Below are 20,017 nucleotides of genomic sequence, written 5' to 3'. Positions count from 1 at the left end.
AGATCGCGGCTACTCGCCGCCCTCCTCGGCCGCCGCCTCCTCACTCTCGCCCGAATCGAACGGCACCTGGCTCTCGCCGCTCGGGTCGAGCTCGCTGCGGGCCTCCTCCGGATCGAGGACCGCGCCGGCCTGCACGAGCGAGAGCACCGATTCGGGCACCCCGACCGGTTCCACGCTGCTGTAGCCGAGCAGGGCCTTGGTGGAGCCGTGCTGCGTGCCGGAGTCCTGGATGCCGAACTTGTAGCCGAGGCTGTCGATCAGGTACGTGACGCTCTTGACGGTCGTGCCCGGCTGCTGCTGGGGGCTGACCAGCGCCGCGTGTCCCGAGGGCAGGACCGTCTGGGCGACCGGGTCGCCGGTGGCGATGATCGTGCCGTCGTCCATCGTGATCGACTCGGCGTGGTCTGTGAGCAGCTTCGGCGCCGTCTCGTACGTGCCGATCACCATGTTCGCGGCCTCGCCGGTCGCGGTCGGGTCGAAGGTGCTGCACACCGCCGGGCGGTTGCCGGACACCGTGACCGGTTCGGCAGGGATGGCCGCCGGGAACGAGCCCTCCTCGTAGTCGCCCTGTGCGCCGTGCTCGGTCAGGTGCGTGGAGTTGATCTCGAGAGTCACGCCGGCGCCGTACTCCGGCTCGAGGAGCTGGCGCATGACATCGGAGATCGGCGCGAACGTCGCCCCGTCGGCCCCTTCGATGAGGACGTACAGCGACGAGCCCTCCTGGACCGGCTGCCCGTAGTTCGCCTCGATGCCGTCGATCGTCACGTCCGAGGGGGTGCCGAACTCGGGCCGGGGGGTGATGGCCAGGTCCGGTCCGGGCGAGATGGTGTCGATGACTTCCTTCTTCACCGTCGCCACGTCGTCCTCGTCGTGGCCGACCTTGTTGAAGTACTCATCGTCGGCGATCTTGTACTTGCGGTTGCTCGTCAGCAGGTAGATGTCGCCCTCGACGGTCCGCGCGTAGAGCCACTGCTCGCCGAGCGGCTCGGCGGCCGGCATGTCCGGCTCGCTGTCCTTGGCCACCGCCACCTGCACCAGGTGCTCGTTGCGGCCGTCGCGCACCGGCGAGGAGCACACGTGCCACAGCTCGTTCTGCAGCAGGCTGTCCGGCGGCGGCGGGGACGGCGGGGCGCCCTCGATGCCGATCGTGAAACCGCGCGGGTAGCCCGAGAGCGACTCGGGCTTCAACGACTGCGTCGGCGGCTCGTCCTGGTAGGGGCTCGACAGCAGCAGCAGCGCCGAGGTGTAGTTCGCCACCGGCCACAGCTTCAGCGGGTCGTCCTCGGTCGGCTCCTTGCCCGACATCGTCGTGTAGACGTAGATCGCGTTGGTGCCCTTCTCGAAGATGATGTGGTTCGCCATCGGATCGTCGTTGCCCTTGTTGAGCAGCGCGGCGATGAGGAACCCGCCGAGGATGAGCACCATGATCATCACCGACGCGAAGATCGAGACGCCGATGCGTCGCAGCGGGCGCTCGACCGAGTCGGGGTTGGCCAGGACCAGCGCCTGGTTCATCCGCGACGTGATGAAGCGGTGGGCGTCCACCTGCTCGCGGCGGGAACGCATCTGCGGCATCGAAATTCGCCTCTCTCGGAAACGGCTCGGGGGTCGGGGAGCTAGCCCTTGATCGACAGCGCGAAGGTGTACAGATTGCAGATCCAGCCGGCCAGCGGCAGGATCGACACGATCAGGAGCGCCTCGCAGATGTCGAGCAGGCGGCCCCACGTCGGCGCGATCTTCTTGCCGGCCACGGCCAGGCCGTAGACCATCGCGATCACCGTCAGCAGGGCGAGCGCCCCGAGGATCGCGACCAGGCGGACGAGGGTGTCGCCGCCGAGGAAGATCGCCGTGAGCACGACGGCCAGGCCGCCCATGCCCGAAGCGAGCATGACGATGCGGGCCGGGCGGTCCTCGATCGTGCGCGAGCGGCTCAGCAGGACCAGTGCGATGACGGTGGCCAGGATGACGCCGGGCACGGTGCCCGAGAAGGCCAGCGCGATCGCCGAGACCAGGCCGACGACGGCCGCGAAGGCGTACAGCGCCTCCAAGTAGTTCCCGGCGTGCTCGGAGAGCTTGAGGATCCGCTTGCCGTCGACGGGGTCGGAATCGCCCTCCTTGAGCTCCTCGGTGGTGGACGGCAGCTGCGGGGTGGGCACCATCGCCATGGTGAGCGACAGCCGCGGGGCGGCCGGCAGGATCGCCAGGGCCAGCGGCGCGGCGATGGCGGCGCCCGTCGCGGCGGTCGAGGGGTCCGAGGAGGTGTCGATGAGCATCATGAAGGCCACGGCGATGGCCAGGACGATCGCGCCGAGGATCGAGGTGATGAACACCGGGGCCGAGGCCATGTCGCCGACGGCGACCATGCCCAGCACGCTGAACAGCAGGATCGCGCTCGCCGCGATCATGACGTGCGGCGCGGCGAGCTCGGAGATCGTGGCGTCCCCGGCCGCGATGAGCAGGCCGCCGACGGCGGCGTAGAGCACGGCGGTGACGCCGAAGTAGGTGGCCGCGCGGGAGTCGCCGACGGCGCGCGAGAGCAGCGCCGAGGCGCCGACGAGGATCGCCGCGACGCCGAGGGCCACGATCGCGCCCGGCAGCTGCGGCGGCCCGGTGAACAGGACCGCGATCGCGCCGGCGGCGAGCGCGGCGGTGCCGACGCCCACGGCGAAGCGCTTCGTCGCCATGTGGTCCCAGCGGTTGCCGCGCTGCTCGGTGGCGGTGGCGACGGCGTCGATGACGTCGTCGAAGACGATCTCGGGCTTGGCGGCGTCGGCAGGGTTGAGGTACAGCATCTCGCCGTCGTTGATCGACAGCTGCGAGCACGAGTGCCCCGTGTCGAGCGGCTCCTCGCCGAGCCGGGAGAGGATCCAGCCGCCGTTGTCGCCGGCCTCGTCGATGTAGTACTCGCCGGCCTGGTGCAGGATCGTCGGCAGCAGGTCCGATAGAGGAACGTCTGAGGGCAGCGCGAGGTCGATCCTGGTCCGAGGACTGACGATCGTCACCCTGCTGAGGGTGGCCGACTTGGTGCTCACCGCACGAACCTCCGGGTCGGGTCGAGTTTGGGGGACTTGTACAGGATAAGGCCACCGCGCAAGCGGGCACGCGCGCCCAGTGGCGATGCGGCTCTACCCTGATAGTGCGATACTCGACAGAGCGCACTTATATCTTTTATACGGCAACGCTGAATTACGGCTCGCCAGCTTCACCGTGGATCCCGAATCACGGCTCGCAAGCTGCGCCGTGGTGGCGCGTCCCCCGGTGAGTACAAGGACCCATTGTGACGACCAAACTGTTCCGCAGGCCGCCGCGTAAACGCGGTCCGCAGGCTCCGCGCGGCGACATCTTGCTCGAGTCGCCGCCGGACATGCCCGACCCGCAGCCGAAATCCATCGGCCAGTATCTGATGATCCTGCCGATGCTGTGCGGTGCCGCCGCGATGACGCTCATGATGATGCGTCGCGGCGGGGCGACCGGCGGTGGCATCGACCCGCTCATGATGGCCATGGGCGCCATGATGGGCGTGTCCATGATCGGCATGATGGCCACCAACATCACCTCGAACCGCGGCCAGAAGAAGGCCGAGTTCAACGCCGACCGGCGCGACTACATGCGCTACCTCAACCAGGTCCGCCGCCGCGCCCGGAAGGGCGCGGAGCGGCAGTGGCGGGCGGCGCGCTGGCGCCACCCCGATCCGCGCGCCCTGTGGTCGCTGGTCGGCTCGAGGCGGATGTGGGAGCGGCGCTCGAAGGACGACGACGCGCTCGACGTGCGCGTCGGCGTCGGCAAGCAGCGCATGACGATGAAGCTGGTGCCACCGGAGACGAAACCGGTCGAGGACTTGGAGCCGATGACGTCGATGGCGTTGCGCCGCTTCGTGGCCGCGCACTCCAACGTCATCGACATCCCGAGGTCCATGAAGTACACCGAGGCCGGGCGCATGGTCCTGCGCGGGGAGCGGGCCCTGGTGATGGACAACCTGCGGGCCCAGATCTGCCAGCTCGCGGTGCTGCACTCGCCCGACGACGTCCTGGTCGCCGTCGTCGCCGACAACGACCGGATGCCCGAGTGGCACTGGATGAAGTGGCTGCCGCACCTCCAGCACCCGTCCGAAGAGGACGGCGCCGGACCGGTGCGCATGTTCTACAACTCCACCGGCCAGCTCGAGACCGCGCTGCGCGAGCAGCTGTCGAGCCGCGCCGGGTGGTCGCCGGGGGCGACGGCCGCCGAGGGCGAGCGGCACCTGCTCATCATCCTCGACGGAGGCGAGATCGACCCGACGGGCATCATCGCCGCCGACGGCATGGCCGGGGTGACGGTCTTCGACTTCTCCGGCTATCTGCCCCGCAAGCCCGGGCCGCACATCAAGCTGTTCGACGTCACCCCCGAGGAGATCCGCACCGACCAGGCCGGACGCAAGCGCGTGCTGGGCAAGCCGGACCGCCTCTCCTACAACCAGGCCGAGGGCATCGCCCGCAGCCTGAGCCCGTGGCGGCTGACGCTCAAGGGCGCCGGCGGCTCCACCGAGTCCGGCGACGAGGACGCCTCGCCGATGGCGAACCCGTCGAGCCTGCCGGAGATGCTCGGCTTCAACGACTCCGCCGCGCTCGACCCGGCGATCCACTGGCGCGAGAAGCCGATCAAGGACTACCTGAAGGTCCCCATCGGACCGGGCCCGGACGGCGGCATCGTCGACATCGACTTCAAGGAGGCCGCCGTCGGCGGCATGGGCCCGCACGGCCTGCTCATCGGCGCGACCGGTTCGGGCAAGTCCGAGGTGCTGCGCACCATCGTCGGCTCCCTGATCGCCACGCACTCCTCCGAGGAGCTCAACTTCATCCTCGTCGACTTCAAGGGCGGCGCGACGTTCGCGGCCCTCGACGAGCTGCCGCACGTCTCGGCGGTCATCACGAACCTCGCCGACGAGATCGAGCTGGTCGACCGCATGCAGGACGCCCTGGAGGGCGAGTTGGTACGGCGCCAGGAGGAGCTGCGCCGGGCCGGCAACTTCACCAACCGGTGGGAGTACGAGAAGGCCCGCGCCGCGGGCCAGCCGCTCGACCCGATGCCGACGCTGCTCATCATCGCCGACGAGTTCTCCGAGATGCTCGTCGCGAAGCCGGAGTTCATCAACCTGTTCCTCCAGATCGGACGCATCGGGCGTTCGATCGGCGTGCACATGCTGCTGGCCTCCCAGCGCCTCGAGGAAGGCAAGCTCAAGGGCCTGGACACGTTCCTGTCCTACCGGGTCGCACTGCGCACCTTCTCCGCCCAGGAGTCGCGCACGGTCATCGGCACCGGCGCGGCCTACGAGCTGCCGCAGCAGCCGGGCCACGGCTTCCTCCAGGTCGGCACCCAAGACCTGGTGCGCTTCCGCGCCGCCTACGTCGGTGGCGCCTACAAGCCGCCGAAGCGGGTCGCCTCCCGCGCCGAGCGCATCGCCGCCGTCCAGCACAAGGTGCAGCGGTTCCTGCCCGGCCGCGTCGAACTGCCGCCCGAACCCGAGGTCGACGAGGAACCGGAGGAGGAGCTGCCGCAGACCGCGGCCGACGAGGAGAACGAGAAGCTCTCCGACCTCGAGGTCATGGTCAACAACTGCCTCGGCATGGGCCGCCCGGCCCACCAGGTGTGGCTGCCGCCGCTGAACGAGCCGCCGACGCTCGACCAGCTGCTGCCGCCGCTCGAGACCGACCCGGTGCGCGGGCTCACCCCGACGGGCTTCGCGCTCAACGGGAAGCTGCACGCCGTCCTCGGCGACGAGGACCGGCCGTTCGAGCAGAAGCGCAGCCCATTCATCGTCGACCTGTCCGGCGCGCAGGGCACCGTCGCCATCGCGGGCGGGGCACAGTCCGGTAAGTCGACGATGCTCAGGACGCTCATCGGCTCCATGGCGCTGACGCACACGCCGCGCGAGGTCCAGTTCTACTGCCTCGACTTCGGCGGCGGCACGCTGCGCGGCATCGAGGACCTCCCGCACGTGGCCGGCGTCTTCGGCCGCCAGGAGGAAGAGGGCGTGCGGCGCACCATTCAGGAGGTCATGTCCATCCTGAACGAGCGCGAGGCCTTCTTCACCGCCAACAAGATCGACGGCATGGGCTCCTACCGGCGCATGAAGGCCGAAGGGCGGTTCCAAGACGACCCGTACGGCGACGTCTTCCTCGTCGTCGACAACTGGCTGACCCTGCGCGAGGACTTCGAGCCGTTCGTCGACCAGGTCAGGGCCATCGGCAACCGCGGTCTGGCCTACGGCATCCACGTCATGGTCACCTGCACCCGCTGGGGTGACATCCGCATGAACATGCGCGACATGTTCGGCCTCAAACTGGAGCTGAAACTCTCGGACAACATGGAGTCCGAGATCGACCGCAAGAAGGCCGCGAACGTGCCGAAGAACCGGCCCGGCCGCGGTCTGTCGCTCCAGAAGCTCCACTTCCTGTCGGGTGTGCCGCGCATCGACGGGATCCGCGACGGCGACGACCTCTCGGGCGGCGTCGAGGACTTCGTCAAGAAGGTCAAGCAGGCCTGGAGGGGCCCGGCGTGCCCGCCGGTGCGGCTGCTGCCGCGCGAGCTGCACGTCACCGACTTCCTCCAAGCCGTCGACCGGTCCAAACCGGGCATCCCGATCGGCCTCAACGAGGCCGGCCTCAAGCCCGTGTACTTGGACTTCCAGCAGGAGCCGCACATGCTCATCCTGGGCGACTCCGAGTGCGGCAAGACGAACCTGCTGCGGCACATCGCCAAGCAGATCCAGTCGACGTACACGCCGCAGGAGGCCAAGGTCATCATGGCCGATTATCGGCGCGGCATGCTCGAGGAGATCGCGAAGCCGACACTGCTGGACTACGCCATGTCCGGCAAGCAGTTCGAGCAGTCCTGCAAGAACCTCAAGGGGCCGATCGAGAAGCGGCTGCCCGGCGACGACGTCTCGCCGGCGGCGCTGCGCGACCGCTCCTGGTGGACCGGGCCCGACCTGTACCTCATCGTCGACGACTACGAGATGGTGGCGACCAGGCAGAACCCCATGAGCATCCTGACCGAGCTCATCCCGCAGGGCCGCGACATCGGCTTCCACATCATCATCGCCCGCCGCTGCACCGGCGCCGGGCGCTCGATGATGGACCCGGTGATGGGCCAGATCAAGCAGCTCGAATCCCCCGGCCTGCTCATGAGCGGCCGCAAGGAGGAGGGCGCGATCTTCGGCAAGCTGCGGCCCAGCCCGCAGCCCGCCGGCCGTGGCACCCTGGTGCGCCGCAAGGACGGCGAGCAGCTCATCCAGACGACGCTGCTCCCGCCGAACGGCTCGTAACGACAACCGAATGGCCGCCGACCGCGCTGCGTCGGCGGCCATCCCCATGCCCGACCCCCACCTGCAGGAGACCGATGGGCACCCCGAGCCCGAAGACCAGGCCACCCAAACGCGTCCAGATCCTCCGAACGGCGCTGCTCGTGCAGACCGCCATGGTCGTGGCCCTGTGGCTGTGGGTCTGGCGCGCGCTGCAGGGCTACGCCTGGGTCGGCGGCGGAGTCGAGACGAACCTGTTCGAGCGCGGCCTGTCGTACCTCCTGGTGCTCGCGCCGACGATCCCGGTGAACCTGCTGGCGATCGTCTGGCTCGGCAGGGGCGGCAGGCGGTCGCAGCTGTACCTCGTCACCGCCGGGGTCCTGGTCTCGGTCCAGCAGATCCTCCTTTTGACGCCCGTCGACCCCGGCCGGTCGATCGCTGCGGGAGTGATCTTCGCGCTGTTCATCGGCCCCGTAGCGTTCGCCGCGCTGGCGCTCGCGATGACCGACAAGTCGAAACGCTGGCTCCACCGGGCCGAACCGCGTCCCGTGCAGAGGCTCGTGGCCGCCGATAGCCTCTGCTGGGCCATGGGGTCGATCCTGGCGGTGAGCGTGACGTTCTCGATGGGCGAATGGGTGGAGGCGTCCACCGAGACCGGCCCGCCGGTGGGGGAGTACGACGAATCGGACGTCTGGCCGCGCATGGAGGAGGCCGTGACCGGCAGCGCGGTGAGCCTCGAAGGCTTCCCCGGCTTCGTCAGCCGCACCGTCGAGGTCACGCCGTGCGGCTACCGGACCGAGGCGGGCCTGCGGACCTACCGGTACTGGATCGTCTACGAGCTGGCCGACTTCGCGACCACCGAGGCGGCGTTCACCGACGCGGTGCGCGAGAGCTGGAGCGGCGATGACCACGAGATCCTGCACGACGGCACGACCTACGAGGACCACACCACGATGACGGCCCGCAGAAGCGACCAGCTGACGCTGTTCCTGAACCTCGGCGACGACGCGGCGCTGGAGGTCCAGAGCGGCTGCCTGGAACGGGTCGACGCCCACGTCCAATGCCTGGAGGCCCAAGGCGGCGTCATGCCCGAGGCGGACACGATCAAAGGACTGCCCTGCACCGAAGAGGACTAGAACGGCTGAGGGGTTCCCACGGTCCCGCCGAAGTGACAGCATGGGGTCATGAGCAGGCGACGTGAGCGAAGACGCAGCGAGCGTATCGACCAGCGGGCCGCCGCGAGGCACGACGCGGGCGAGATCGACGAGCTGGTAGCGATGATGCGCCCGCACATGGCGGCGATCGGCGACGATCTGGCCGCGGTGACCGACCCGTTCGAGGCCGAACTCGCGGGAGGCGCGATCCTCGGGCTCCTCGCCGGCCTCGAACAGCTCGACTCCGAGCGGGCGGCGCTCCGCCTGGTGGAGGACGTCGCACTCCAGGGCGACACCAGTGCGCGAGCCCTGCTGGTCTTCATGGGCCTGGGCCCCGACCCGAACCTGGCGAGCCTGGCCCGTCAGGCCGACGCCGTGCTCGGCGCGGCGGGCGTGGCCGACCCGGTCTGGGCCGACGCGCTCCACCTGCCGGTCGAACCGACCCGCTTCACGAAGATCACGGTCCCGGGCGACCGGATGGAGGCCTGGCTGCTGGCGCTGTTCCGCCGTTCGAACGAGGAGCACGGCTTCCTCGTCGGCGTCGACTACACCGACTGCGGCGCGATCACGATGCTCGACCCCGTCCCGCCAGGCCACGTCCACGACCTGGTCGAACGCGTCGAAGCGGGCGAACTGCTCGACGACATCCCGACCATCGCCGAGGACCTCGACGAGGAGCAGGCGCGGGTCTTCCTCGACGGGGCGATCGGGGCGACCCTCGACCACTGGGCCGAGGAGGACGACGACGGACCCGAGGACGACCTGGAGGCGGATCTGCTGCCCGGCCGGATCATCCTCCTGGGGCGAAGGCTCAACGAGGCCGGCCTGGTGGGCGAGCAGCCCGGACACGGCGGCCACATCCCGGCCCGAGCGAAAGCCGACACGGTGATCACCGAGCTCGATTTCCAGGCGTTGCCGCTGCCGCCGAAACGGTCGAGCCGGGCGAGCCGGATCTTCCAACTCAGGGTGGACCTGGACCGATCCGACCCCCCGATCTGGCGTCGCCTGGAAGTCCCCGCCGACACCGCTCTGGCCGAGCTGCACGACATCCTCCAGGCCGCCTTCGCCTGGACCGGAAGCCACGCTCACTGCTTCGTCACCCCGTTCGGCGAGTTCGGCGCGGACGCGGCGCTCACCTGCGAGAACGAGGCCGATGTCGCGATCGAGCAGGTGCTGAGCGAGCCCGAGGACGCCATCACCTACATGTACGACTTCGCCGACAACTGGGACCACACGATCACCGTCGAGGCGGTGCACGACCCGGAGGACGACAAGGCCTACCCTCGCTGCATCGCGGGCGCCGAAGCGGCCCCGCCGGAGGAGGCCGGAGGCATGGAGGCCTGGCAGCACCTGCGAGAGGCCCTGGCGGACCCGGCGCACCCCGACCACCGCCAGCTGATCGACGAATTCGTCGAGGGGGACCTGGAGCCCTTCGATCCCAGCAACATCAACGCTCGCCTGAGGACCCCGACCATTCCCGAGTGACAGAGTCCGGACGCCAGGGGCTAACCCGAGGAGCCGGCAGAGCCCGAAGCGAACGGCTCGATCGCGCCGGGGGAAAGCCGCTCCGCGGGAATCCCCTCGGGGCAGGTCCCGCTCACTGCCCGGAGCAATGCCTCCTGACGGCGGAATGTCATCAAGGTAGGCCTCGTATTCCAGCGAGGCCCAATGCTCTCGAAGCACCATTCCGATGCGAGATGGGCCTCGGTGACACCCGCCCGGCTCATGAGCGATGCCGACACGTCGAAACCGCCGATGTCGGCGGCCAGATCCTCGGACACGACAACGCTATAGCCATCAGGTGGACCGACAATCGACTACTTGCCGACCTCGATGGAAACCAACAGGTCGTCGAGATCGGTCTGTGCCGCGGTGAGGTCCGTATGCGCTTCTGCAAGCGTCGCTTTGACGATCGTGCCGGTGAGCGCCTCTGCCCGTCCACCATCGACTCGACGTACGAGGCCCAGGAGAGCGCAATCGACTCCAGCACACCGAAATCAGATTCGCGCACGTACTGCCAACCGATGATGCTCACTGCGGCCCCTTACCAGTCGGGCGGAAGCCTGGGCCGAATCACGGCCGGGATAGCGGGCGAAGTCGCGTTGTTGTAGTCGTCGATCTCGACCGCCTGCTCGGCACAGACGGCCAGGTACTCGCCGCGATTGCCGATCAGGCTCATGAATCCGAGAGCGCGCTGATCACACCACCAAGACGATGCGATCCCCAGGGCAGAGCCCACGGCGGTATGACTCGATGACAGGATCATCGCGCCGACTCGCACTCGTCGGCCAGCGCAGCGCCGGCACGTTCGACTTCCGCCTCAACGCCGAAGAGTGCATCCACGGCCCGATGAACTGATCGGGCTCCATGGTGAAGACGTCAGCGCCGGACCTTACGAAGTCCCCTCAACGGGATCGACATCGGCCGAGCGAGGACATGTGCGCGACAAACCGCGGACGGAGACCGGTGGGGTGACCACTTGATTCCTATCGGTAGTGCTGAGGTCGGCACACAAGCTAGCAGTCCGGATCCTCCTCAGAACAGGCACATCTCTGGCGTGTTGTCCGGTGTGGCCGATTCAGCCCGCGCCACGGTCGGTCGCAGTGCTGAACGGCAGTTGAATCCCCGGTCCAACGCTTGACGACCGCTGGCTGGGGATTATCTGGCCGAGCCTGGTCCGGTATCTTGTGGGACAGAGCGGACAGCGCTGTATCGGTTCACCTACGGAAGGGGCCATCCCCATGGCGACACCTCTCGATCCCACACTCCGCAAGCGCAGACCAGGTCTGACCGAGCTTCCAAGCCGCGCGAGGACCGCCGTGGGTGCAGGAATCGGTACGCTCGCGCTGGCCGGCGCCATCGCGGCCACCCCGACCGCCGCACTTGCCCAAGACGACGAACTGGCGACCGCGAATACGTGGGTCACTGATCAAATCCAGGCTGATGGAGCTTGGGAAACCACTCAGGGCGAGGATGTGACGGTGGCGGTCGTGGATACGGGGATGTCAGAACATCCCTACTTTGAGGACAAGAGTGTCGAGCGCGGGTACTCGATCTTCTCAGAGGAAGAGGATGCTTGGAATGATCAGGACGGGCACGGGACGGCAGTCGCTGCCATGGTTCTGAGCGTGGCGCCTGCGGCGACTATTCTCCCAGTTCGCGATGGTACCGGCGCGGATCTTTCCACCCAAGGTCTCACTGGTGGCGTTGGAGGCGAAACCGAAGTTGAAGCGATCCGATGGGCCGTTGACAATGGTGCGGACGTAATGGTGATGTCCTGGGGCGTCTTCGGCGGTGAACCTAGGCCAGAGTTCACCGAAGCGATCCAATATGCGCTCGACAGCGGGACTGTCGTCGTCGCGGCTGCGGGTAATGAGCCGGACGGAGAGATTCCATATCCAGCGTCCATTCCCGGTGTGGTGGCAGTCTCGGGTACGGATCAATCCGGCAATTCATGGTCTGAGAGCACTACAGGGCCTGAAGTGGTAGTTGCTGCTCCTGCATCCGAAATGACGGTCCCCAAGCTTCAGGAGGAGTCTCTCGGATGGGGTGATGACCCGGAGCAAGAACTCTATGAGACCAGCCGAGGAACCTCGCTAGCGACTGGGCTCGTGGGCGGAACCGTGGCTCTCATGTTGGCGTCCGACTCCGATATGGATGGAAACAATGCCGTCAATCGATTGATCCAGACCTCTGGTGATGGCGGTGGTGATAACCGTACTGAGGTATTCGGGTACGGAGTGGTCAACGCTGATCAAGCCGTGAACGCTGAGGGCATCGAGACCGTGGACGAGAACCCGCTCGGCTACCCCCTAGGAGGGCCCGGAGCCAGCGGAGCGGATTCTGGCGATGAGAATGCTGGGGCAACCGAAGGAGAGCCCGAAGGCGGGGGACCGTCAGCTGCCGCAGCTGAGAAATCTGGAACCGGCATTTCCACCGTGATCATTGTCGCGGCTGCTACGGTGTTGCTGGGTGCAGCGGTCGTGGTTTGGTTGGTACTCCGAGGTCGCAGTCGAAAGTCAGTACCATCGACCTCTGATTCGCCGGGTGCTTTCGTGCCGGGGGGCGAACAGTTTCGGAGTGGTTATGCACCGCAGGAGCCGCATCGGCCGCAGTATGGTGCGGCTCCGACGCCGGGGAGCCAATACGGTGGTCCGCCGACAGGAGGCCAACCGAATTACAGCCCGCCTCCAAATACTGGAGAGCCGAGTCCTCCTTGGCAAGCTGGCGACCCGAATCAGCGGCGCTAGGAGCGCTTCTTCCAGAAGCCAAGAGCAGAATGGGTGAGGGCGAACGATCTTGATCGTTCGCCCTCACCCATTCTGTCGAACTCCAGCTGTCAGTCGTCGACTTCTTCCTCCGGAGTGCGGTTCGCGCTCCAGTTCATGTCGTCTTCCTTCAGCCAGGTCTCGCGCGTCGTCTCTTCTTCCTCATCATCGTCGTGGTAACCGGATCGGGTGCCGCCATTCGGACCCATGCCGCGGCCCATACCGCGCCCAGCGCCACGGCCACTGGTTGGGTTCGTGCCACCACGCCCGCCACTACCAGAGCCGCGTGTGTTCGAAGGTCCGGTGGTCGACTTGGCTGCGCCACTCCGTGCAGGGCTGTTGGTTCCGGGCCCGCGGCTTGAGGTGGAGCCTGAGCCGCCTCCCGCTGCAGGGCCGAACAAGCCGGTTCCGGCGCTCGTGAAGCCACCGCCGGTGGCGGTGAAGCCACCGCCACCACCGCTAAAGCCGCCACCACCGACAGGAGCGAGGGGCCCGCCGCCAGCCAGACCGCCGCTGATGTCGGAGTCGAGGTCGTCATACGAACCGGGTTCCCAGCCGTCGACAGGATCAAGGTCGTCCAAGTCCGAGTTCTCGATTCCGCCACCGGAGCCAGTTCCGTCACCGATTCCGGAGCCGGGCCCGGACTCCGAGCCGATGCCGGGAGCGCCTGACATGGAGCTGGCAGAGTTCATTCCGTCGTTTCCGAAAACTCCACCAGTCGGAGGTTGGTAGGTCGAATTGCCTGGCATGTCGCTGGGCGGAGGTGCAGGCGGGTCTTCGAGGATCGACTTGTGTTCGGAGTACCGATCTCCGAGGTCGGCCACAATCTTCGCAATGGCATCATGCCGATCGGTTTTGTACTGCTCGTACTCGGTGCGGTACTGCTCTTGCTTCTCGAGGTAATCCGGATCTTCCGGCTTGACCTGTTTGACCTCTTCGAGCCAATCCTCGTATTCGAGTTCGCTCGCGGGCGACAGGTCCTGATTCTGTGCCTTGCTCTGGGCATCGACCAGGTCCTGGGCGATACCGGGAATCGTCTGCTCCGCGGCCTGCATCATGTCTTCTTCAGCCGTCTGACTGTATTCGTAGACGAGGCGCATGCGGCGCTGAAACTCTTCAGATGCGGGGCCTTGCCAGTAGTCGACTGTTTCGAGCATGCTGGCATCGAGTTGGTCGCGAGCGGATTCGAGACCGCCCTTCGCGGTCGTCCAGACACTTCCTGCCTGCTCGACGCTCCATGCGTCACCTTGAGTGACGAGCATCTCCCAGAGCTGCTCATGAGTGTACGAGTTGCGGTAGTAATCGAAGCCTTTACCAGCCATAACCGGACTCCTTCCTTGGGGCTCAGGCTGAAAATCTTGTCGTAGCCGGTCTAGGTCTGGGGATTGTCGCCGTCGTCGCCCTGGCCCGCGGGCAGGTCGTCGGCTTCATTCACATCAGATTCAGTGATCCCACCACTGGACTCGAACCCGGAGCCCACCTGGGTCACGTCGGCCTCGACGTTGCCGTCCTCGTCGAGATAGTTGGTCATGATGTCCCGGCTGACCTGTTCCCCGGTCGCGTAGCCGTGGTGAATGCGCTCGATCTGCTGGGCCTTGCCCTTGTAGAAGTTCTCCCGGTAAGCCTCCTGAAGCTCGAGCGCGTCGTCGAAGCCGCCGAGCTTGAGGTTCAAGGCGTCCACCTGCTCGAACTGGATCTGCGGCATGAACGCGAAGGTGGCACTTCGGATCCGGGTCAGGTCCCCACCGGTCACCAACTGGCGGGTGTCATCGAGCTCGGTCTGGATGCCGGCGAGTTTCGTGCTGAGGTTGCTGACCGCGTCCTCGTCAACGAGAATGAGTTTGCCCTCTACCGAGGAGTACAGCGAGTACCCATCGGCGGAGTCATCCTGGACGACGTAGATCCGCTCTCCATTGTCGCCTACGATGTGTGCCATCGAATTTCACCTCAAGGAAGTTCGGTCAGGGGGCTAACGCGGTGAAGGCCGGGTGGCACGCTTGCCGGGCACGGCCACCCGCCCATTGCTTGCTGGATCCAGCATAGCTAGAAGGCGCAAGCTGGGCAGACCTGGTCGAAGGTCATGGCACGAACAGGGGATGTCGCGCCAGAGGCGAGCAAGCCTAGGCGGAGGCACTCCATCGAGGATCGACATCCGGATCTAGACGCCTGTGGGACTCCGCTCACGTTCTCCGGACGTTTCCGGACAGTCGGCGTGTCGCTGCTTGATACGCGTAGTGCGCGTCTTTTCAAGCCCGGTTCGCATTGAAGGCGAGCCGCCGTCAGCCGAGTATCAATCAAAGTCGTCGGGTCGCCCGGCAACCATTGGAAGGAGACCCTCCATGGTCGCTGTCAGCGGTAGGGTTCACTACGGCCCGACAGAAATTCATCGAGCCTTCGCCGATGGTTCACTCGACCAGGCGCCCCGCTCCCAGACTTCGACGCTGCTCAGGCGGAGCCCCTGCCGTCACTCGGCCGACCGGAGCACTCAAGGCGGGGCATCACCGTCACGGTCCTCGATGTCGCCCGCTTGGCGCGGCACAGCCGCCGCCGCCTCCTCCTCCTGAAGCAGCGGTTCGCCTGGTGAGGAACTTGGGCTCGCGGGCGCACTCGGTCACCTCGCCGGCCTGGGCGTTGGCCCTGCCGGCGAGGTTGGATAACCGGCCGATGGTCGAACCGTCGCGGCCGGATCGGCGCGTCAGACTGATTTACGGCCTGCCGCTCGTCTGATGAACCCGAAGACGATGGTGCCGATGAAGAGCACGATGCCGATGATGGCCAGCCAGAGCAGGCCCTCAAGGGCGAAACCAACGATCGCCAGTACCGCCCAGACAACGATCAAAATCCAGAGAACTGTCCACATGCCCTCGATCGTAGGCATGAAGTTCGTGCAAAGTGTCAAAATTGGCACAAACAACGATTTTTGGCTGGCGGCAGTGTTCGCGCAGGATGAGCCACTCCCTGAGCGGCTCGCCCGGCCCGCGCAGGGAGCTCGGGGCGGGTCCGCAGAGAGCGCGGAGGAAGCATCCAGTGAATCAAGGTGCGGCTGGTTCCGTCTTGATCGAGGGCTCGGCAGCGCGCGACCGAGGTCGTCGTGCCACAGGTAGTGCTGAAGCGGGTCCTAAGTGCAGCCTGCGAGAGAAGTCTCGGACTCCTCACGAGCGCACGTCCAGGAGATCGCCGCCGGATCGGCTGCGCGAAGCCGCCGACCGTGTCGTACGGCTCCTGCTTGTCGGCGTCGCGGGGGTGATTGAGGGGCGTACGGGGCCATGTCGGCGTGTTCGCCTGGCTTGTGGGCCTTGGCACGATGTAGGGATACACGCGGTGGGCGGTGAACTTGTAAACTGAGAGCCGCACCGCCAACCCGGTGAGTTTGCACGGACGGGTTAAGGTGACTGCGAATCGATGAAAAACTCACTGGGATACCCCTGTCGGCCTAGGTCCTCTAGTGCCGCGGCCCCCGGTTCTATCACATGGAGGTGAGACGATGAGCGGCCTAATCGCTATGGACGAAGAAACAGTCCGTCAAGCTGCTATCGACACCGTTAACGCGAAGCTGTCTGTCGATGGAAACCTCGACAGCCTCAAGGCGCTCTGCGACGACCTCGCCGCTGCCTGGACCGGCCAGGGTGCTGGTGCGTTCCAGCGCGTCATGGAGGCTTGGGACATTCAGGCCGCCAAGCTGCTCGACGCCCTGCAGGACATCGCCGACCAGCTCGACTCGAGCGCTGCGGCGACCGCCGAGCAGGACGCCGAGTCCGGCGCCGACTTCAGCCCCTTCGAGGGCGAGCTTTAACCAAACCCCCAAGCAAGGAAAGAGGTGAACCGTCATGGGACGTATCCAACTTAGCTACGAGGACCTGGAGTCCGCGTACGCCCAGATCCAGTCGCAGTCGGGCGAGATGGAGGGGACCTTGACCGATCTCCGTACCCAGCTCGACAACATGGACTGGGAAGGTGACGACAAAGTCGCCTACGAGGAGGCCAAGGTGCAGTGGGACCAGGCCTTCGCGAAGATCAACGAGATCCTCATCGGCGTGGGCAACGCTGTCAACAACGCCAAGGAGCGCTTCGCGGAGACCGAGGCCGCCAACGCGGCCCGTTTCGGCTAAGCGCTACCGCGCACCAAGCGGAAACCCGGGCCGATCGCGGGATCGCCCGGGTTTCTTGCTGTCCGCGCTACGGCGTCTCCGCCGTTTCCACGGTCGCCGGCAGGTTGTCGGATCTGCGGCTCCCGGGTCGCCAGCCGCGCCGGCGCCCTCTCGGGATGATCTTCTTCAGCACGAGCACCAGCGTGATGAGCAGGGCCGCGACGCCCAGGCTCGCCCACGCGATCGTCTTCTCGCTCGCCAGCGGGTCGTAGTCCGGCGGGAAGGGCTGAATGCCCCGTGGCTCTACCACCGCCGCATCCGAAGGCTCCTCTTCTTCTTCGTCCGCGTCGATCGACGCCGTCAGCGCCTTCGGGATGTTCAGCAGCCCGTGGCCCTGGTACTGGTTGAAGCCGTCCGCCGGAGGCGTGGCCGTGGCGATGAGCCGATCGGTGATCCACTGCGGCGTGGCCAGGTCCGGGTACTTCGCGATGAGCAGCGCCACCGCGCCAGCGACGTGCGGCGCGGCGAAGCTCGTGCCGGACTGGCCCGAGAGGTACCCGTCGGTGCCGTTGGACGGGACGGTCAGGTTCTCGCCCGGCGCCACCAGGTCCATGTTCTCGCCGAAGTTCTCCTCGGCGTAGAGGGCGCCGTTGATGTCGGTCGCTCCGACCGCGATCACCTTGGGATAGTTCGCCGGGTAGTACACCTGTTTATCGGGGTCGTTCCGCTCGTCGTCCATCTGCTTCCGCTCGTTGCCGGTGGCGGCGACGATGACGACACCCGCGTCCCAGGCGTCCTCCACGGCCTGCGCCAGCGCATCGCTCGGGAGCACCGCGATCGAGATGTTGATGACGTCGACGCCGGCGGCGACCGCGGTGTCGATCGTGTCGGCGATCTGATCGGGGATCTCATCGTTGTTGCCGCCCTCCTCCCCGGTCGGGTAGAGGCGGAACGGGACGATCTGGGCTTCCGGGGCGACGCCGACGAATCCCTGCTCGTCGTGGCCGCCCGCGATGATGCCGGCGACCGCCGTGCCGTGCCCGTGCCGGTCGCACTGCGCTCTGCTGCCGGGGTCGTACGGGTCGGCGCCGGGCAGGACGTTGCCGTTGAAGGTCGCGTGCTCGTCCTCAGTGCCGGAGTCGATGACCGCGACCTTGACAGGGGTGCCGTCGGGCTTCACGCCGGTGCTGTGTTCGTGCGCCAGCGGCAGGCCGGCGGCGTCGACGTTCCACGGCTTGCCGTTGATGCCCGCGCCGTCCTCGGCCGGAGCGTCGCACGGGACGGGATCGAGGTTCTCGCCCCGGTTCGCGGCCCAGTCCTCAAGGTCCTGGGCCGAAGCCGGCGTCGCGGACATGACCAGGGTGCAAGTCGCCGCCAATGCGGCGACCGCTGTATAGAGAGGAAGACGCGGGAGGATTCGCACCCGCACAGTCTAGCGTCGGGCCGCCAACGAGCACGTTCACCCGCACCACGCCTCGGGTGGTCACCGCTGGGTGGACTCGTCCGCTTACGATAGGTACGACCACTCACCTTCATGATGGAGACGTCGCAAAATGACGATGTTGCAGGGGCAGCAGCAAGCTCGCGGCACCGCGTCGGTGCAGGCGCAGCAGGGCGGGCCGACCGCGGGCGAGACGGTCGTGTTCACGACGCGCTCGTCGGGCAAGCTCGGCCCGCTCACCGTCTCGCAGCTGATCGCGGTCGAAGTAGCCCTGACGATCGCCTTGGCGGGCTTGGGGTTCTCGCTGCCCGTCCAGGCCGCTTGCGGCGGCGTCGCGCTGGCCATCTTGATCGTCGCGTTCTGGCGCAAGGGCGACTACTGGTGGTACCAGACCGTGCCGCTGCGTTCCCGGCTCAAGCGCCGCGTCCGCGCGCTCGACCCCGAGCAGCTCACCGAGGTCCTCCACCGCATCGCCCCCGACCTGGGCATCACCGGCGTCGAGGACCGCGACGAGAACGTCGGCATCGGCCACGACAACGGTGGCTGGTTCGCCGTCATCGAGATCGGCTCCAGCGACGGCGTCACCAAGGCGATCCCGCTGGAGCGGCTGGAACGGCTCTTCGACGAGACGTCGGTGCCCGTCACCGCCGTCCAGCTCGTCGGCCACACCACGCCGGTCGGCCTGGCCGCCTACGACAACAGCGCCGCCGCCCGCTCCTACCGCGAACTGCTCGGCGACTACCCGGCCGTCGTCCACCACAAGGCGTGGCTGGCCGTCCGGCTCGGCGCCCGCGACGCCCGCGAGGCCACCGCCGACCGCGGTGGCGAGGTCGACGGCGTCTACAAGGCCCTGGCCTCCACCGCCCAGCGCGTCTCCAAGCTGCTCGGCAACGTCGGCGTCCCCAACCGCATCCTCGACGCCGAAGGCGTCCGCGAGGCCGTCCAGCAGTCGCTCGGCGTCGCCTTCGCGCCCGTGCCCGGCGAGCGCACCGCCGAGGACTGGAGCCACTGGTACGCCGACGGCCTGCGCCACGTCGCCTACCGGATCACCAAGTGGCCCAGCGACGCCCAGGCCCTGCACCGCACCGTCGACTCCCTGTCCGGCGTGCCCGCCGCGTTCGTGACCGTCTCCATCGTGGTCACCGCCGGCACGTCCGGCAAGGTCAACCCCGACGGCCGCGTCACCGGCCGCCAGCTCGCCGTCGACGCCGTGGTCCGCCTGGCGCTCGACCAGGCGTCATGGGAGTCCGCGCAGAACCAGATGCTCAACGTCGCCGACCAGCTCGGTGTCCGTCTGCAGCGACTCGACGGCGAACACGGCCCCGCCGCGTACGCTTCCGCCCCGACCGGAGGAGGTCCCCGATGAGCGACCGAGGCAACGGCAACGGCAACGTGTACGGCGGCGGCACGTACCAGGGCGGCACCTACCAAAGCGGCGGTTACCGCGGCGGCCGGCACCAGGACGGCGACGAGGACGAGGAGCAGCGCGACAGCGCGCGCCAGACCCCGGTCGACGACGATGAGGGCGGCACCGTCAAGGTCGCCCGCCGCGGCGGCCCGGAAGGCAGGCCGTCCACCCCGCCTCCGCCGCCGCCCGCCGCCCCCGCGGGGCGGCCCCAGCAGCAGGCGCAGCGCCCGCCGGCGCCCGGCGCCCCGCGCGTCTACGGCACGGGTGCCCAAGCCCCGGTGCCGCCGGTCTCCCCGGCGCGCCATGGATCCGCCTCACCGCCTTCGCCTGCCCGAGGGGGTGCCGCGCAGCCGCCCCGCCCGGCGACCCCGCAGACCCC

At 67.5% G+C, this 20,017-nt stretch carries 15 protein-coding genes and 1 pseudogene; 8 read left to right on the top strand and 8 right to left on the bottom strand.

What is annotated here, in order from left to right:
- Positions 1 to 9: 9 nt before the first annotated feature.
- A complete protein-coding gene (eccB, locus tag ACYVK3_RS02195; protein WP_460495624.1) occupies positions 10 to 1,575 on the bottom strand; it encodes a type VII secretion protein EccB in 1,566 nt (521 codons plus the stop codon).
- 41 nt (positions 1,576 to 1,616) lie between these two features.
- Positions 1,617 to 3,032: a ubiquitin family protein gene (gene eccD / locus ACYVK3_RS02190; RefSeq protein ID WP_460495623.1), complete on the bottom strand. Its 1,416-nt coding sequence runs from the start codon at positions 3,030 to 3,032 to the stop codon at positions 1,617 to 1,619.
- Positions 3,033 to 3,277: 245 nt separating this feature from the next.
- Here eccD and eccCa point away from each other — a divergent pair, with 245 nt between their 5' ends.
- From eccCa to ACYVK3_RS02175, 3 genes are all read left to right on the top strand, one after another.
- Positions 3,278 to 7,303 (top strand): type VII secretion protein EccC, encoded by a 4,026-nt coding sequence (eccCa, locus tag ACYVK3_RS02185; protein ID WP_460495622.1) that lies wholly within the window; start codon positions 3,278 to 3,280, stop codon positions 7,301 to 7,303.
- Between the two features lie 74 nt (positions 7,304 to 7,377).
- Positions 7,378 to 8,415, top strand: coding sequence for a hypothetical protein (locus ACYVK3_RS02180; RefSeq protein ID WP_460495621.1), 1,038 nt, complete (start codon positions 7,378 to 7,380; stop codon positions 8,413 to 8,415).
- 48 nt (positions 8,416 to 8,463) lie between these two features.
- Positions 8,464 to 9,918, top strand: a complete 1,455-nt coding sequence (locus ACYVK3_RS02175) for a plasmid pRiA4b ORF-3 family protein (protein ID WP_460495620.1) — start codon at positions 8,464 to 8,466, stop codon at positions 9,916 to 9,918.
- Between the two features lie 20 nt (positions 9,919 to 9,938).
- Here ACYVK3_RS02175 and ACYVK3_RS02170 read toward each other — a convergent pair whose 3' ends face one another.
- Together ACYVK3_RS02170 and ACYVK3_RS02165 are read right to left on the bottom strand one after the other, a co-directional pair.
- On the bottom strand, positions 9,939 to 10,214 hold the full coding sequence (locus ACYVK3_RS02170) for a hypothetical protein (protein WP_460495619.1): 276 nt from the start codon (positions 10,212 to 10,214) through the stop codon (positions 9,939 to 9,941).
- Between the two features lie 263 nt (positions 10,215 to 10,477).
- The gene (locus ACYVK3_RS02165) at positions 10,478 to 10,612 is read right to left on the bottom strand and encodes a hypothetical protein (protein WP_460495618.1); all 135 of its coding nucleotides are present in this window, start codon (positions 10,610 to 10,612) and stop codon (positions 10,478 to 10,480) included.
- 640 nt (positions 10,613 to 11,252) lie between these two features.
- Here ACYVK3_RS02165 and ACYVK3_RS02160 point away from each other — a divergent pair.
- Positions 11,253 to 12,683, top strand: coding sequence for a S8 family serine peptidase (locus ACYVK3_RS02160; protein ID WP_460495617.1), 1,431 nt, complete (start codon positions 11,253 to 11,255; stop codon positions 12,681 to 12,683).
- A gap of 89 nt (positions 12,684 to 12,772) precedes the next feature.
- On the opposite strand, the gene ACYVK3_RS02155 is transcribed toward ACYVK3_RS02160, so the two are convergent.
- From ACYVK3_RS02155 to ACYVK3_RS02145, 3 genes are all read right to left on the bottom strand, one after another.
- Positions 12,773 to 14,023, bottom strand: a complete 1,251-nt coding sequence (locus tag ACYVK3_RS02155) for a WXG100 family type VII secretion target (protein WP_460495616.1) — start codon at positions 14,021 to 14,023, stop codon at positions 12,773 to 12,775.
- A gap of 50 nt (positions 14,024 to 14,073) precedes the next feature.
- Positions 14,074 to 14,637 carry a hypothetical protein gene (locus ACYVK3_RS02150; RefSeq protein ID WP_460495615.1) on the bottom strand — a complete coding sequence of 188 codons (564 nt, stop codon included), beginning with the start codon at positions 14,635 to 14,637 and terminating at the stop codon, positions 14,074 to 14,076.
- 759 nt (positions 14,638 to 15,396) lie between these two features.
- Positions 15,397 to 15,561, bottom strand: coding sequence for a hypothetical protein (locus tag ACYVK3_RS02145; protein ID WP_460495614.1), 165 nt, complete (start codon positions 15,559 to 15,561; stop codon positions 15,397 to 15,399).
- Between the two features lie 624 nt (positions 15,562 to 16,185).
- Here ACYVK3_RS02145 and ACYVK3_RS02140 point away from each other — a divergent pair.
- Positions 16,186 to 16,494 (top strand): WXG100 family type VII secretion target, encoded by a 309-nt coding sequence (locus tag ACYVK3_RS02140; RefSeq protein WP_460495613.1) that lies wholly within the window; start codon positions 16,186 to 16,188, stop codon positions 16,492 to 16,494.
- Positions 16,495 to 16,528: 34 nt separating this feature from the next.
- A complete protein-coding gene (locus tag ACYVK3_RS02135; RefSeq protein ID WP_460495612.1) occupies positions 16,529 to 16,810 on the top strand; it encodes a WXG100 family type VII secretion target in 282 nt (93 codons plus the stop codon).
- Positions 16,811 to 16,877: 67 nt separating this feature from the next.
- Here the strand turns inward: ACYVK3_RS02135 and ACYVK3_RS02130 are convergent, their stop codons facing one another.
- On the bottom strand, positions 16,878 to 18,212 hold the full coding sequence (locus tag ACYVK3_RS02130; protein WP_460495611.1) for a S8 family peptidase: 1,335 nt from the start codon (positions 18,210 to 18,212) through the stop codon (positions 16,878 to 16,880).
- Between the two features lie 130 nt (positions 18,213 to 18,342).
- On the opposite strand from ACYVK3_RS02130, the gene eccE reads away from it, so the two are divergent.
- Positions 18,343 to 19,596, top strand: a complete 1,254-nt coding sequence (eccE, locus tag ACYVK3_RS02125) for a type VII secretion protein EccE (protein ID WP_460495610.1) — start codon at positions 18,343 to 18,345, stop codon at positions 19,594 to 19,596.
- A pseudogene (locus ACYVK3_RS02120) lies at positions 19,593 to 20,017 on the top strand (hypothetical protein); the annotation flags it as partial. The gene eccE and the pseudogene ACYVK3_RS02120, both read left to right, overlap by 4 nt.

Source organism: Glycomyces tarimensis, from assembly GCF_054776215.1.
The sequence above is the reverse complement of the archived record's forward strand: the minus strand, read 5'-3'. Positions and strand labels throughout refer to the sequence as shown.

Bases quoted from the DNA above. Each gene is read 5' to 3' on its own strand.
- ACYVK3_RS02155 (WP_460495616.1), bottom strand. From the start codon at position 14,023: ATGGCTGGTAAAGGCTTCGATTACTACCGCAACTCGTACACTCATGAG.
- ACYVK3_RS02145 (WP_460495614.1), bottom strand. From the start codon at position 15,561: ATGTGGACAGTTCTCTGGATTTTGATCGTTGTCTGGGCGGTACTGGCG.
- ACYVK3_RS02140 (WP_460495613.1), top strand. From the start codon at position 16,186: ATGAGCGGCCTAATCGCTATGGACGAAGAAACAGTCCGTCAAGCTGCT.
- eccE (WP_460495610.1), top strand. From the start codon at position 18,343: ATGACGATGTTGCAGGGGCAGCAGCAAGCTCGCGGCACCGCGTCGGTG.
- ACYVK3_RS02175 (WP_460495620.1), top strand. From the start codon at position 8,464: ATGAGCAGGCGACGTGAGCGAAGACGCAGCGAGCGTATCGACCAGCGG.
- ACYVK3_RS02150 (WP_460495615.1), bottom strand. From the start codon at position 14,637: ATGGCACACATCGTAGGCGACAATGGAGAGCGGATCTACGTCGTCCAG.
- ACYVK3_RS02180 (WP_460495621.1), top strand. From the start codon at position 7,378: ATGGGCACCCCGAGCCCGAAGACCAGGCCACCCAAACGCGTCCAGATC.
- eccB (WP_460495624.1), bottom strand. From the start codon at position 1,575: ATGCCGCAGATGCGTTCCCGCCGCGAGCAGGTGGACGCCCACCGCTTC.
- ACYVK3_RS02165 (WP_460495618.1), bottom strand. From the start codon at position 10,612: ATGAGCCTGATCGGCAATCGCGGCGAGTACCTGGCCGTCTGTGCCGAG.
- ACYVK3_RS02135 (WP_460495612.1), top strand. From the start codon at position 16,529: ATGGGACGTATCCAACTTAGCTACGAGGACCTGGAGTCCGCGTACGCC.